The organism is Caulobacter sp. GW821-FHT11E10 (assembly GCF_058808375.1).
This window is the reverse complement of the sequence record NZ_JBXARP010000001.1, coordinates 44,876-59,144: the sequence shown is the minus strand read 5'-3', so window position 1 is coordinate 59,144 and position 14,269 is coordinate 44,876. Positions and strand designations below refer to the sequence as shown.

General features: G+C 68.6%; 11 protein-coding genes. 8 read left to right on the top strand and 3 right to left on the bottom strand.

Annotated features, from left to right (window positions below; translation table 11 throughout):
* Positions 1-55 precede the first annotated feature (55 nt).
* Complete coding sequence (locus AC1RRV_RS00285; protein ID WP_492857569.1) at positions 56-304, bottom strand: helix-turn-helix domain-containing protein; 249 nt, start codon at positions 302-304, stop codon at positions 56-58.
* A gap of 71 nt (positions 305-375) precedes the next feature.
* Here AC1RRV_RS00285 and ybaL point away from each other — a divergent pair, with 71 nt between their 5' ends.
* Entirely contained in the window at positions 376-2,037 is a 1,662-nt protein-coding gene (gene ybaL / locus AC1RRV_RS00280) for a YbaL family putative K(+) efflux transporter (protein WP_492857568.1), read from the top strand.
* A 44-nt stretch (positions 2,038-2,081) separates the two neighbouring features.
* Here the strand turns inward: ybaL and AC1RRV_RS00275 are convergent, their stop codons facing one another.
* Positions 2,082-3,731, bottom strand: coding sequence for a hypothetical protein (locus tag AC1RRV_RS00275; protein WP_492857567.1), 1,650 nt, complete (start codon positions 3,729-3,731; stop codon positions 2,082-2,084).
* 252 nt (positions 3,732-3,983) lie between these two features.
* Here AC1RRV_RS00275 and AC1RRV_RS00270 point away from each other — a divergent pair, with 252 nt between their 5' ends.
* The 4 genes from AC1RRV_RS00270 (at position 3,984) to AC1RRV_RS00255 (ending at position 9,255) form a co-directional block, all read left to right on the top strand.
* Positions 3,984-4,388 (top strand): DUF2946 family protein, encoded by a 405-nt coding sequence (locus AC1RRV_RS00270; protein WP_492857566.1) that lies wholly within the window; start codon positions 3,984-3,986, stop codon positions 4,386-4,388.
* A gap of 65 nt (positions 4,389-4,453) precedes the next feature.
* Complete coding sequence (locus AC1RRV_RS00265) at positions 4,454-6,541, top strand: TonB-dependent receptor family protein (protein ID WP_492857564.1); 2,088 nt, start codon at positions 4,454-4,456, stop codon at positions 6,539-6,541.
* Between the two features lie 12 nt (positions 6,542-6,553).
* Positions 6,554-7,033 (top strand): copper chaperone PCu(A)C, encoded by a 480-nt coding sequence (locus AC1RRV_RS00260; protein WP_492857562.1) that lies wholly within the window; start codon positions 6,554-6,556, stop codon positions 7,031-7,033.
* Positions 7,034-7,137: 104 nt separating this feature from the next.
* On the top strand, positions 7,138-9,255 hold the full coding sequence (locus AC1RRV_RS00255; protein ID WP_492857561.1) for a M13 family metallopeptidase: 2,118 nt from the start codon (positions 7,138-7,140) through the stop codon (positions 9,253-9,255).
* Between the two features lie 81 nt (positions 9,256-9,336).
* On the opposite strand, the gene AC1RRV_RS00250 is transcribed toward AC1RRV_RS00255, so the two are convergent.
* Positions 9,337-11,013 carry a hypothetical protein gene (locus tag AC1RRV_RS00250; protein ID WP_492857560.1) on the bottom strand — a complete coding sequence of 559 codons (1,677 nt, stop codon included), beginning with the start codon at positions 11,011-11,013 and terminating at the stop codon, positions 9,337-9,339.
* A 245-nt stretch (positions 11,014-11,258) separates the two neighbouring features.
* Here AC1RRV_RS00250 and AC1RRV_RS00245 point away from each other — a divergent pair, with 245 nt between their 5' ends.
* The 3 genes from AC1RRV_RS00245 (at position 11,259) to AC1RRV_RS00235 (ending at position 14,269) form a co-directional block, all read left to right on the top strand.
* Positions 11,259-12,362 carry a sensor histidine kinase gene (locus AC1RRV_RS00245; protein ID WP_492857559.1) on the top strand — a complete coding sequence of 368 codons (1,104 nt, stop codon included), beginning with the start codon at positions 11,259-11,261 and terminating at the stop codon, positions 12,360-12,362.
* Positions 12,359-13,090, top strand: a complete 732-nt coding sequence (locus tag AC1RRV_RS00240; RefSeq protein WP_492857558.1) for a LytR/AlgR family response regulator transcription factor — start codon at positions 12,359-12,361, stop codon at positions 13,088-13,090. The genes AC1RRV_RS00245 and AC1RRV_RS00240 overlap by 4 nt, the downstream gene beginning before the upstream one ends.
* A gap of 126 nt (positions 13,091-13,216) precedes the next feature.
* Complete coding sequence (locus tag AC1RRV_RS00235) at positions 13,217-14,269, top strand: winged helix-turn-helix domain-containing protein (protein WP_492857557.1); 1,053 nt, start codon at positions 13,217-13,219, stop codon at positions 14,267-14,269.

Below are 14,269 nucleotides of genomic sequence, written 5' to 3'. Positions count from 1 at the left end.
CAGCGCGCATCCGGGCGGCGAACCGCCCACACTTCGCCTGATGCGCTTGCCGCCCTTAGCCCGGCCGCTTGAACCGCACGCCTGCCCCCGCCTCGTCGGCGATGATCAGCGACACCCCGCCAGCCTCGATCGCGTCGATCAGGAGACGTTCGGTGCTATGATGCAAGGCATGTCGCTCGGTCTCGAAGTCCTTGACCGTGCTGCGCGACACACCCGCCCGATCGGCGAGCTCGCCCTGGGACCAATTGATCAGTCCGCGAGCGGCCCGACATTGCGCCGGCAGGAGAATTTTTGCGTGTGGCATCTAGTGCATCCGGGCCTAGTCACCCATATTGGTTGAGTACGCCCGAAAAAGCTGATCGTCAAGGAGAGCCTTTGCACCATACCTCGCTGATCGCCACCATCGTCGCGGGCCTGGGCCTGGCCTTCGTCTTCGGCGCCATCGCCAACCGGCTGAAGCTGCCGGTGCTGGTCGGCTACCTGCTGGCCGGGGTGCTGGTCGGGCCGTTCACCCCCGGCTACGTCGCCGACCAGGAGCTGGCCCCGCAACTGGCCGAGATCGGCGTGATCCTCCTGATGTTCGGCGTCGGCCTGCACTTCTCGCTGAAGGACCTGATGGCGGTGCGCAAGATCGCCATCCCTGGCGCGGTCGTGCAGATCGCGGCGGCGACGGCGATGGGCCTGGGTCTGGCGATCGTCCTGGGCTGGAGCGCCGGGGCGGGCCTGGTCTTCGGCCTGGCCCTGTCGGTCGCCTCGACCGTGGTGCTGCTGCGCGCCCTGCAGGAGCGGCGGCTGATCGAGACCAAGCGCGGCAAGATCGCGGTCGGCTGGCTGATCGTCGAGGACCTGGCCATGGTGCTGGCCCTGGTCCTGCTGCCGGCCTTCTCGGTCATGCTGGGCGGCGAGGCGCCGGCGCACGCGGTGGGCGGCGGGGTCCTGATGGCCTTCGCCATCACCATCGGCAAGGTCGTGGCCTTCGTCGCCTTCATGCTGATCGTCGGCCGGCGGGTGATCCCCTGGATCCTGCACCGCGTCGCCCATACCGGCTCGCGGGAGCTGTTCCGCCTGGGCGTGCTGGCCATAGCGCTGGGCGTGGCCTTCGGCTCGGCCGCCCTGTTCGGCGTGTCGTTCGCCCTGGGCGCCTTCTTCGCCGGCATGATCATGGCCGAAAGCGAGCTGTCCCAGCAGGCCGCCAACGAGACCCTGCCCCTGCGCGACGCCTTCGCGGTGCTGTTCTTCGTCTCGATCGGCATGCTGTTCGACCCGATGGTGCTGCTGCGCGAGCCGGTCGCGGTGCTGGCCACCCTGGCCATCATCGTGGTCGGCAAGTCGATCGCCGCCCTGATCATCGTCCTGGCCTTCCGTCGCCCGATGAGCACGGCCCTGACCATCTCGGCCAGCCTGGCCCAGATCGGCGAGTTCTCGTTCATCCTGGCCGGCCTGGGCGTCTCGCTGAAGCTGCTGCCGCCCGAGGGGCGCGACCTGATCCTGGCCGGCGCCATCCTGTCGATCCTGGTCAATCCGCTGCTGTTCGTCGTGCTGGACAAGATCCTGCCGAAGATGATCGCCAAGGAGCGCGCGGCCGCCGGCGAAGCGCCCATCCTGGCCGCCGCCAAGCCTCACGCCCTGCTGGTCGGCTACGGCCGGGTCGGCAAGCTGGTCGCCGAGGGGCTGAAGGGCCGCACGCCGCTGGTGGTCATCGAGGACGACCCCGAGCGCGCCGCCGAACTGAAGGCCGCCGGCTTCGAGACGATCGGCGGCAACGCGGTCAAGCCCGAGGTGCTGCTGAAGGCCGGCCTCGACAAGGCCACCCATCTATTTGTCGCCGTCCCCAGCCCGTTCGAGGCCGCCCGGATCATCGAGCAGGCCCGCGCCGCCAATCCGGGCGCCGAGATCATCGCCCGCGCCTATACCGACGCCGACGTCCTGCTGCTCAAGCAGATGGGCGCCACCCACGCCCTGATCGGCGAGGAAGAGATCGCCAAGGGCATGCTGGCCCGCGCGCCGAGGAAGAAGGCGGCGGCGACGCATCACTGAGGGGAAACTGAAGAGGCCGACGACGGACGGATTGGGGCGAAGCCTCAATCGCTTACGTATAACGAGCGCTCGACCGGCGCCGCGCTCTTGATCCTTCCGGTCACACCGTACTGCCACGCCACGACCGTCACCTTGATCGGACGTCTGGCCGAGCGGGGTATCGGCGTAAACCGCAGCCTGTCGCCATCGACCTCGGCCGGCCCTTGCCTGACGTAATAGCGCACCGGCAAGCCACTGTCGGAAACGCCCTTCAACGGCAGCGAGCCGCCTGACTTTTTGACAACCAGGCTCGGCGGCAGGGAGAAGGTGATCGCCTGGTCCTTCCCGGTGGTGTTGACGAGCGGGACGCGCAGATAGGCCTGCTGCACGGCGCTCTTGTAGCGATCGTCACCGGCTTGGGTCGCCACGAACCAGACATCTCCAGAGCGGCGAGAATTGGCGAAGCCAACCCGGTTGAACGCCAGGGTCCAGGTATCGGGCCCGGTCTGGACGACGGGCCCCGTCTGCCTCGCGATAGTGATCGGGCCATCGCCGTGCCCGATCGGCGCACTGGCGGGCAAGCCGGTCCATTGCCCGGGACGCGGGTTCCCGTCCGGCACGTGGTCCAGATAGGTCGCCTGGAGTTTGAACGTGACGCCATCGGCGAGCGGCCTGAACGCAAGCTCGACCTGGGCGTGGCCCGGCCTTTGCGGGACCACGCCCCCGTCCTGCACGAAGCCCAGCAGCTGTGGCTGCTTGCCCGCCGCCCGCGCATAGAGCTGTTCCACGCTCTTCGCCATCTGGCGGTCGAAGTACCAGAACGACTCCGGGCGAGGCCCCCGGTAGCTGGCGGTCGGGGCCGGTGGGGCAAGCCGCCGTCCCGTTGGACGCCAGCGGTCGGCGCGCCAGCCAAGGCTGGGGTCGACAGCCTTGAGTACGATTGGCCCGCGTCGTGGCGGCGAGCCGCTCGGCAGCCGGGCGTCCGCCGCCTTCTTGATGAAGAGACCGATATATCGCGCGAGTTCGTCGGAGAGGTCGAAGTGCCCATGCCCCGCGTCGGCGTAGAGGGAGATCAGCGCTTCGGGATGGGCCGCCTGATAGCTAAGCGCCGGCTCCAGCCGCGGCTCGAGCCACTCGTACTCGCCCATGACCATCAAGGACGGGACGCCTTCGAGAGTTCGAGCGCCCCACGCCGGATTCGGCTTTCCACTGCCGGTCAGCGCGGTCAGGGGCGCGTCCCCCTTGAGCGAGACCAGGGCCAAGGTGCGCTCGGGAGCCCAGGCCGCGAAGTTCCAGGGAAAGCTGGCGGCGGCCGAGTGGCCGATCGGCACGATGGGCGCGGTCGACAGCTCGTCATAGCCCGACTCCTTGGCCAGGGCCTTCATCATGGCGTCGACCCTGTCTCCCGCGCCGTTCGGGAAATCGAATACGGGGTCGAACATCGGGGTCACCCAGACCACCCCGATACAGGCGCTGGAGAGCGCCCTTCGAAACGTCTTCGACTCGAAGAGCGGCTCTTCGAGAAGGTTGTGCTGGCCCAGGACGACGGCCCTGACCGCACGGCAATGCGGCGGGATCCACAGAAAGGCCTCAGGAGCGGCCTTGGTCTCCGAAGAGATCGGGCCCGGCGCCGGAACCGACCACTGATAGACCGAAGCAGCCGCCGTCGACAGGAGCGTCAATGCGAACCCGAAGGCCGACGCGATGACGAGCACGGACAGGCCTCCTCTCGGCCTCAAGCCAATCATGCGCCAGTTCCTCGTCCGATTTGATCCCGCCAAACGCTCCCCTGCGCCAGGGCCGCTCCGATGGATTTCGCCCAGACTATTCCGTGAATATGGTATCGATATCAAGTTTCTACTGGTCACCCGGCGGCAAACGGCCCGCCCCTTAAGTACCCGCGCGCCGATCGGCCTCACCCCGCCCACATTGACCCCGCCGCCGCCACCGCCTACTCCCCTGGCCTTATGATCGCCCGCCTTGGACAGTTCCGAGCCCTGCTCGCCGCGCTCGCGGCGATGCTGGCCGTGTTTGTCCAGGCGCTGACCCCGGCGGCGGCGATGGCGCATGACCTGCGCGAAAGCGGGTCGGCCATCGTCATCTGCTCGGCCGATGGGGCCAAGGTCGTCATCCTCGCCGAGGACGGCTCGGTCCGCACCGCCCCGGCCAAGGGGTTCATGGGGCTGAAATGCTCCAACTGCGTCGGCCCGACCCTGGCCGCCACGGTGGACGCGCCGGTCCCCACCATCGCCCCCGTCCAGTATGCCGAGTTCGTCGAGACGCCCGTCCAGCGCGTCCTGGGCGTTCGCGGCCATGCCCGCGCCCCGCCGCGTCCGCCCAGCCAGGGCCCACCCGCCTTCCCGAACGCCTGACCTTTTCCGTCGCGCCGCGTTGATGACGCCGCGCGCCCAGTCACGTTCCGGGATCATCCGCTTCCATGTCGCCCAACCTTCGTCGCGCCCTGCTGGGCGCTCCCGCGCTGGCCTGCTTCGTGCTCGCTACCCCCGCCTTCGCCCTCCCCGATGCGGACAGCGAGCAGACCCGCGTCGACTCCGTCCTGGTCACCGCCCGGCCCGATCCCGAGGATCCGCCGGTCGTGGCCCGGGCCCGCACCCGCCTGTCGCGCACCCCCGGCGGCGTCGCCGTGGTCTCGGCCGAGGCCTATGCCAACCGCTACGCCCTGGGCCTGAACGACACCGTCCGCGACGTGCCCGGCGTCTACGCCCAGAAGAAGTTCGGCGAGGATACGCGGCTGTCGATCCGGGGCTCGGGCCTGGGCAATTCGAACCACAATCGCGGAACCCTGCTGGCCCAGGACGGCGTGCCGCTGAACGAGGCCGACGGCTTTGGCGACTACCAGCTGATCGACCCGCTGCTGGCCCGGTTCACCGAGGTCTACAAGGGCGGCAACGCCCTGCGCTTCGGCGGGGCGCTGCTGGGTGGGGCGATCAACTTCGTGACGCCGACGGGGCGCACGGCCGGGAGCGACACCCTGGTCCGGCTCGACGGCGGGTCGTTCGGCACGGTCCGGGCGCATGGCGAGTTGGCCCGCATCCTGGGCGACACCGACGCCTTCGTCGGCGCGACCGTGAGCAAGACCGACGGCTGGCGCCAGCAAAGCCGGGCCTCGTCAGCGCGGCTGTCGCTGAACGTCGGCCGCCAGTTCGGCCAGGACCGCGAGGTGCGGCTCTATCTGTCGGGGGCCGACATCCAGCAGGAGATCGCCGGCTCGATGACCCTCGACCAGGCGCTGCGCCACCCGAAGGCGGCCGGCGCGATCAACGCGTCGAACAAGTACGGCCGCAACATGCGCAACGCCCGCGCCAGCCTGCAGACCACCTGGCGCCTGTCGGAGAGCACGGTGCTGGAAGGCGGCGTCTACGGCGCCTGGCGCGACCTGGACCACCCGATCTTCCAGGTCGTCGACCAGGAAAGCCGCAACTTCGGGGCCTTCGGCCGGCTGGACTGGACGGGCGAAGTCGGCGGCCACGCGGCGGACCTGTTCGCCGGCTTCTCCTGGCGCGTCGGCGACATGGACGCCCGCCAGTGGCTGAACCAGAAGGCTTCGCGCGGCGCGCTGCAGGCGTTCTCGCGCCAGAACGCCCAAGCCCTGGACGTCTTCGCCGAGGGCCGGCTGTTCGTGACCCCGCGCCTGGCCCTGGTGGCCAGCGGGACCTGGGGGACGGCCGAGCGTGATTATCGCGCCCATAAGGTCCCCGGCGTCGCCACGAGCTTCGACCTGACCGCCCATCGCGACCACGACTGGTTCGCCCCGCGTATCGGCGCGCTCTGGCAGGTCGGCGAGGACGCCCAGCTGTTCGCCAACCTGACCAAATCGGTCGAGCCGCCGAACTTCAGCGCCTATTCCCCCAGCGCCGCGGCCGCCTTCCAGCCCGTGGTTCCGCAGACCGCCTGGACCGGCGAGATCGGGGCGCGCGGCCGCAAGGGCCCCCTGGCCTGGGACCTGGCGGTCTATCGCGCCGAGCTGAAGCACGAGCTGCTGACCTTCGTGGTCGACCCGGCCCACCCAGCGGCGACTTTTAACGCCGACGCTACGATCCACCAGGGCATCGAGGCCGGGCTCGACTGGCGGATCGCCCCGCGCCTCCGGCTGCGCCAGACCTGGGCGTGGTCGGACTTCCGCTTCGACGGCGACATCCAGTACGGCGACGCGACCCTGCCGGTCGTGCCGGAGCACCTCTATCGCGCCGAGCTGAAGTACGAGCACCCGGACGGCTGGTTTGTCGCCCCGAACCTGGAGTGGACGCCCAAGGGCCCCTATGTCGACTATCGGAACCGCGCCCGGGCCCCGGCCTATGCCGTGGCGGGCCTGGGGGCGGGCTGGACGCATCGGCGCGTGACCGTCTTCCTCGACGCGCGCAATCTGTTCGACAAGCGCTATGTGGCCACGGTCAATCCGCTGGCCCTCGCGGCCTCGGTGACCAAGACCACGATCGAAACCAACGCCGCGTACTGGCCGGGCGAAGGCCGGGCGGTCTTCGTCGGCGTCACCGGCAAGTTCTAGGAGAACTCCCTCATGAAGATCCGTCTCGCCGCCGCCATCCTGTTGGCGACCTTTGCTTCAGCGCCGCTCGCCCATGCGGCCGACGCCAAGCTGGGCGCCGTGACCGTTCGCCAGCCCTGGAGCCGTCCGGCCCAGGCGGGCATGAACGGCGTCGGCTTCATGACCATCGCCAACACCGGCAAGACGCCCGTGACCCTGAGGGGCGCCGAGAGCCCGGCGGCCGGCAAGGTCGAGATCCATCAGTCGGCCATGGCCGGCGGCGTGATGACCATGCGGCGCCAGGACGCCGGCGTCGTGATCCCGGCCGGGGGGCAGATCGCCTTCGCGCCCGGCGGCTACCACTTCATGCTGTTCGGCCTGAAGAAAGTTCAAGGGCCGGGGCAGAAAATTCCCATAACGCTGGTCTTCGATAAGGGCCGAAAGCTGACGGTCGACCTGGCCGTTCAGCTGAGCGCGCCCACTGGTCAGGCGGCGCCGGAACACATGCACTGAGGCCCGGTTCCAAAAAATGGGCGAACATGAACTTTATTTAAGGGAGTAAATATTCCGCGCCGTTGCAGATTGCCGGCCAGCTCACACCAACGGATGCGACTTCCATGAAACGAGTTTGGTTCGGCGCCGCGGCAGTTGCTGCGCTGTCACTATCGGCCTTCGGGGTTTCCGCCCACGAACAACACCCCTGCATCGACGACGCGTGCACGGTTCAATCGCTGATCCCCGCCCTGGCCGAAGGCGTCGCCGGCGACGTCACGTCGCTGGAGTCTCCCAAGTACGGGACCTGGGGCTTCGACCTCACGGGCATGGACACCTCGGTGAAGCCGGGCGACGACTTCTACAAGTTCGCCAACGGCGCCTGGGATGCGAAGACCCAGATCCCGTCGGACCGCGTCCGCTACGGTAACTTCGACAAGCTCGGCGAGCTCTCGGAAGCCCGCACCAAGGCGATCATCGAAGGGGCCGCCGCCGACAAGGCCGCGACCGGCGACAAGGCCAAGATCGGCGCCGCCTATCGTTCGTTCATGGACGAAGCCGCGATCGAGAAGCTGGACGCCGCCCCGATCCAGCCCTGGCTGGCCGGCGTCAAGAAGATCAAGACCAAGGACGAGTTCACCGCCCTGATGGGCAAGAGCTCGACCACGCCCTACACCGCCCTGATCGGCGTGGGCATCTCGACCGACGCCAAGAACCCGCAGGCCTACGCCGTCTACGCCTCGACAGGCGGCCTCAGCCTGCCCGACCGCGACTACTATCTGGACGCCAAGTTCGCCGACAAGAAGACGGCCTATCTGGCCTATGTCGAGAAGATGCTGACCCTGGGCGGCTGGGAAAACCCGGCCGAAAGCGCCAAGGCCGTCGTCGACTTCGAGACCAAGCTGGCCGAAGCCACCTGGACCCGCGTCGAGCGCCGCAACCGCGACAAGACCTACAACCCGGCCACCCTGGCCGAGCTGCAGGCCCTGACCCCGGGCTATGACTGGAACAAGTATCTGGTCAACACCGAGCTGCCGAAGGTCGACCGCTTCATCGTGACGACCAACACCTCGTTCCCGAAGTACGCCAAGATCTACGCCGACACCCCGATCGAGACCCTGAAGGCCTGGCAGGCGTTCAAGGTGATCGACGGCGCGGCCCCGATGCTGTCGAAGCGCTTCGTCGACGCCGGCTTCGAGTTCCGCAACAAGACCCTGTCGGGCCAGCCCGAACAGCGTCCGCGCTGGAAGCGTGGCGTCGGCGCCGTCAACGGCATGCTGGGCGAAGCGGTCGGCAAGGAATACGTCGCCGCCTACTTCCCGGCCGCCTCCAAGGCCAAGATGGTCGCCCTGGTCGGCGACATCCGCACCGTCCTGAAGAGCCGCATCGACGCGTCCGACTGGATGGGTCCGGAGACCAAGGCCAAGGCCCAGGACAAGCTGGCCAAGTTCACCGTCAAGATCGGCTATCCCGACAAGTGGCGTGACTACTCCAAGCTGGAGATCAAGGAAGGCGACGTCTACGGCAACGCCCAACGCGTCGGCGCCTGGAACTACCGTCGCGACGTCGCCCGCCTGAACGGTCCGGTCGACAAGTCCGAGTGGGGCATGAGCCCGCAGACGGTCAACGCCTACTACAACTCGGTCAACAACGAGATCGTGTTCCCGGCCGCCATCCTGCAGGCGCCGTTCTTCCATCCGGACGCGGACCCCGCCATCAACTACGGCGGCATCGGCGGCGTGATCGGTCACGAGATCGGCCACGGCTTCGACGACCAGGGCCGCAAGTCGGACGGCGACGGCGTGCTGCGCGACTGGTGGACGGCGGAAGACGCCGCCAAGTTCGAAGTGCAGAAGGCCAAGCTGGGCAAGCAGTACTCGGCGTTCGAGCCCTTCCCGGGCGTGCACGTCAACGGCGACCTGACCATGGGCGAGAACATCGGCGACATGGCCGGCCTGGGCTTCGGCCTCGACGCCTACCACGTCTCGCTGCAGGGCAAGCCCGCTCCGGTGCTGGACGGCTTCACCGGCGACCAGCGCGTCTATCTGGGCTGGGCCCAGGTGTGGCGGGCCAAGTCGCGCGACGACGCGCTGAAGCAGCAGATCGCCAGCGATCCGCACTCGCCGTCGTACTACCGCGTCAACGGCACCATCCGGAACCAACCGGGCTGGTACTCGGCCTTCGACGTCAAGGCCGGCGACAAGCTGTACATCGCGCCGGAAGAGCGCGTGAAGATCTGGTAGTTCGCGCTGCCGATCGATGAAAAGGCGAAGGGCCGGCGCATGCGCCGGCCCTTCTTCTTTGAGCGGAACGGGGGCATTCCGTCAGAGATTGTATTCGGGCTTGCTGTAGGCGGCGATCAGGTCGACGGCGAACGGACCGCCATCCGCCAGATCGGTGAAGTAGGCGTTGCTGGAGCCGGCATAGACACCGACGTCGGCCTTCATCGCCTCGGCCAGCAGCCAGCCGACCATGGCCGCCTTGGTGCCCATGTCGGTCTTGCCGTACGAAGCGAAGTAGTCGACCCGGGTGTCGAGCAGGGCATGAACCTTGGCGTCGTCCGGCGTGGAGCCGAAGATTTCGGCATAGGCCGACCGCGTGGCCTCGAACAGGGTCTTGGTCCCGTACTCGGCGGTGAAGGCCGCCTTGCCCTCGCCGTCGCGACCTAGGTTGACCGCGAAGTTGATGTAGCGGTTCTCGGCGTTGAAGGTCTGATAGTAGGCCGAATTCAGGTTGTTCGGGTTCGGCCCGATCGGCGACAGCAGATAGTCCATGCCGTTCTCGCCGGGCGTATGGCCGGTGAAGAAGGCGTAGGACGTGGTCGCCACCGCCGCCGTCGCGTCGGCCAGGTTGATGATCGTCTTCAACGCCGCCGCCTCGGTGATCTGACCCGAAACCACCTTGTCGGTCAGGCCCTGGACATAGGTGCGGTCGGTGTCGTTGGCCGGGCCGTAGCGCAGCAGGTTGTCGAAGGCGTTGGTCAGGCGGACCAGGGTGTTGGCCCCGCTATTCACCACCAGGCCGTTCCAGTAGGCCAGCGTGCCCTGGACCTTCTCGACCCGGATCGTACCGCCCTCCCAGGTCAGGTTCGAGCCGCCCGCCCCGTCGCTGGTCACGCCGGTGAACAGCTTGCCATCCAGGTCGAAGCGATCGCCCTCGGCCTCGGCGAAGTCGCGGATGCGGTCATTGCCCTGACCCTGGCCCGAGAAGGCGAAGCGATCCGCGCCGGTCCCGCCCCACAGCTCATCGTCGCCGGTCCCGCCGATCAGGATGTCCGCGGAGCCGCCGCCATACAGGAAGTCGGCGCCCGCGCCCCCGTCCAGCTGGTCCTGGCCGTCGGCGGCCAGCCCGCCCTCCTGGTCGCCGTACAGCGTGTCGCCGCCATCGCCGCCGATCAGGCGGTCATGGCCGGTGTCGCCGCGCAGGGTGTCGTTGCCCGCCTCGCCACGCAGCGTGTCGTTGTCGGCCATGCCGTAGATGAAGTCCTGGCCGTCGCCGCCGTACAGGGCGTCGTGCCCGCCGCCGCCGTTGATCTTGTCCGCCGCCGCGCCGCCCTTGACGCGATCCGAGGCCGAGCCGGTCCAGATCTCGATCTGCTCGACATCGACGATGCTGCCGCCGCCCGCGATCTGGCGCACGCCCGTCGCGCCCATGTCGAGGATCACCGACGACGTCACCGTCGTCAGGTTCACATAGGCGAAGTCGCCGACCGCCCCGTTGGCGCCGCCGTCGAAATGGTCGCCGACGCCGCCGTACAGGCGGTCGAAGCCGTTCCCGCCCTTCAGGATGTCGCCATAGGCGTCGGAGTCATTGTTGCCGCCGCCGTAGACATAGTCGTCACCGTCGCCGCCATCGAGAATGTCCGCGCCGTCGTCGCCATAGAGGGCGTCGCCACCGTCCAGACCGGTCAGGGTGTCGTTGCCCTTGTAACCGCTGATCGTGTCGCCGGCGGCCGTGCCGGTCAGAGTGTCGTTGCCGTCGGTGCCCAGAATGTTGGCCACGTTCGCCTCGCTGTCTTGGAATGAAGGGATGGCGGTGGGGGCCGCCTTTCCTCCGAAAGTCACGTGGACGACGACGAAGGAATCGCCCTGCGACGAGCGCGAGAACGATTTCGACCAGCGATCGCCCTGACACGACGAACCGTCGGAAGCGCGCGATCGCGGCCCCGGCGGGCCATCGACGAACCCTCGGTTTCAAACGACGGAGCCGATGGGCGGGCGCTGGAGCCTTTGCTAGGCTTGTCGCCATGAAACTTCCGTCCGATCCACGGTTCCGGGCCTGGGCGATCGCCGCCTTGCTCTGGATCGTGAACATTCCGATTCTGCTCGCGCCCGCCCTGGCGAGCGGCGCGGTCACGCCTGGCGCGCTGATCACCGTGGCGATCTTCGTGGTGGCGGGTTGGCTGATCTGCGCCGGCCTCTACGAATGGCTTCGGGGCCGGTCTCAAGGCGCGCCCGGCCGCTACATCGCGTCAGCCGTCGTCGGCGTGATCGTCGCCGCGCTCGCTCTGGGGCTCATCGACGGCCTTGGCGGCCTGATCCTCCAGAAGCTGGGCCTGACCCCTGCGCGGCCCATGAGCTACGTGCTCCTTCGGGCCACCACCAATACGATCTTCGTCGGCTGGATGTTCGCGATCTTCGCGGCGGCGACCATGCTGATCGAGTTCAGCGCCCGGCTACGCCAGCGGGAAGAACAACTCGTCCTCGCCGAAAGCCAGACCGCCCAGGCCCGGGCGACGGCGACGGCCGCGCGGCTGGCCGCCCTGCGCTATCAGCTGAACCCGCACTTCCTGTTCAACACGCTCAACGCGGTCAGTTCGGCCGTGGTCACCGAGCGCGTCGCCGACGCCGAAGCCATGCTGGCCCGCCTGGCGTCGTTCCTGCGCATGACCCTGTCGACGGACGCCAGCGCTTTCATCAGCCTCGAGGACGAGCTCGGAACCGTCGAGGCCTATCTGGAAATCGAGGCGGAGCGCTTCCGCGAGCGCCTGTCCGTGGAGATCCTCTGTCCGGAACGGCTACGGGACGCCCAGGTGCCCAGCTTCGTCCTCCAGCCCCTGGTCGAGAACGCCATCAAGCACGGCGTCTCGCGCAGCCGCAATCGCGTCCGCCTGGTCATCCAGATCGAGGCGCGCGACGGCGATCTGGTGATCACGGTCTCCGACGACGCGCGCCCGTTGAGCTCCAGCCTGCCGGCCCCCAGCAGCGGCATCGGCCTCGCCGCCATCCGAGAGCGCCTGGAGGTCCTCTATGGCCCGCGCGGCGTGCTGGTGGCCGAGCCGAAGGATCCCGGTTTCACCGTCGTGCTTCGCCTGCCGCTCAGCGGCGTAGCCCATCAGGAGGCGGCATGATGCGCGTACTGATCGTCGACGACGAACCGGCCGCGCTCGAGCGGCTGGAGGTTCTCATCCGCCAGATCCCGGGCGTCGAACTGGTGGGATCCGCCAGCGACGGCGAGAGCGCCCTGACGGCGATCTGCGACCTGCGGCCGGACCTGGTGCTTCTCGACATCCAGATGCCCGACCTCAACGGCCTGACCGTGGCCAGCATGCTGCCGCCCCAGCACCGCCCTGAGATCGTCTTCGTCACCGCGTTCGAGATCTTCGCCGCCGACGCCTTCGAGGTCGAGGCGCTGGACTATCTGCTCAAGCCGGTCCGCTTCGACAGGCTTCGCCAGGCGATGGAACGCGCGAAACGGCGCCGCGAGATCGGCGCCCGTCGCGAAGAGCCCGTCGTGGATAGCCGGGCGATCTGGGTGCAGACCCGAACGGGCTCGGTCCGCGTGTCGCTCTCCGAGATCGACTGGATCGAGGCCGCGAAAGACTACGTCCTGCTGCACACCTCGACACGCAGCTATCTGCATCGATCGACGATGTCGGCCCTCGAAAAGGAGTTGCGGGGGGCGGGCCTACTGCGGGTCCATCGATCCGCCTTCGTCCGGGCCAGCCGCGTTAGGGAGGTCAAGGGCCACGGCCGGGCGATCACCGCCGTGGTGCTTTCGGACGACATCAAGGTCCCCGTCGGCTCGACCTATGCCTTCCAGGTCGTCGAGACGCTGAGCCTGACCGCCCAGGACTAGTCGACCTGCCCGAACTGGCCCGGAGCGGTTCTCCGCCCCTCCGTCATTGCCTTTCCCGCGCCCATGAAAGAGTCTGCCATTTCGGCCTCCGCGATCGTTCGGCGGCCCTGGCGAGGTTTCTCTGACTTGGCTTCCGGCAGTTTCCGCTTCGATCGTTTCACGCTCGACCTGGACGACCGCCGCCTGTGCCGGGACGGCGCGTCGATCGCACTGAACGCCCGCTATCTGGACGCCCTGGCCCTGCTGGTGCGCGAGCACGGCAAGCTGGTCTCCAAGGACCGGTTCCTGGAGGAAGTCTGGCGCGGCGTTCCGGTGACGGACGAAGCCCTGACCCAGTGCGTCCGCACCTTGCGCAGGGCGCTCGACGACGACGCCGGCAGCCCGCGCTTCATCCAGACCGTGCCCAAGCACGGCTACCGCTTCATCGCCCCGGTCAGCCTCGACGCCGAAACGCCCGCATCGCCTTCTCCCGGAGCGCTCGCGCCGCCGCCGGCCTGGAGGGGCATCCTGGCGCGCGGCGCGGCCGGGACGCTCGGCGCGGTCGCGGCCGGGACCTTGGGCGGCCTCGCCTATGGCTTCATCGGCGCGTCCCAGCCGGGGGCCAGCGCGGTTTCGGCCCTGCTGGTCCTGCTGTGCCTGACGGTGATCATCGCTTTGCTGGGCGGGGCCGGCGTGGCCTTCGGGATCGCCGCGGCCGAGCTCGCTCCCGGCCGGCCGTGGTGGCGCGCGCCCTTCGGCGGGGCGGTCGGCGGACTGGTCGTCGGGGCGATGGTCAAGCTGGTCGGGCTGGACGCCTTTTCCCTGCTGTTCGGCCACGCCCCCGAGGGCATCACCGGCGGCGGCGAAGGCGTGCTGCTGGGCGGCGCGGTCGGTCTGGGCGCCTGGCTGGCCGATCGCGCCTCCGGCGGCCTGGCGCGGCGCATCGCCCTGGCGTGCCTGAGCGGCGGCCTGGCGGGCTTGGTCATCCCGCTGCTGGGCGGACGACTGATGGGCGGCAGCCTGGACCTCCTGGCCCGCAGCTTCCCGGAGTCGCGCCTGCGTCTGGGCCAGATTGGCGGGCTGTTCGGCGAGACGGGCTTTGGCCCGATCAGCCAGGCCCTGACCGGCGCGGCCGAGGGCGCGCTGTTCGCCGGTGGGCTGGTCGGCGCCATGCTGCTGATGGCGCGGCGCCGACCCTAA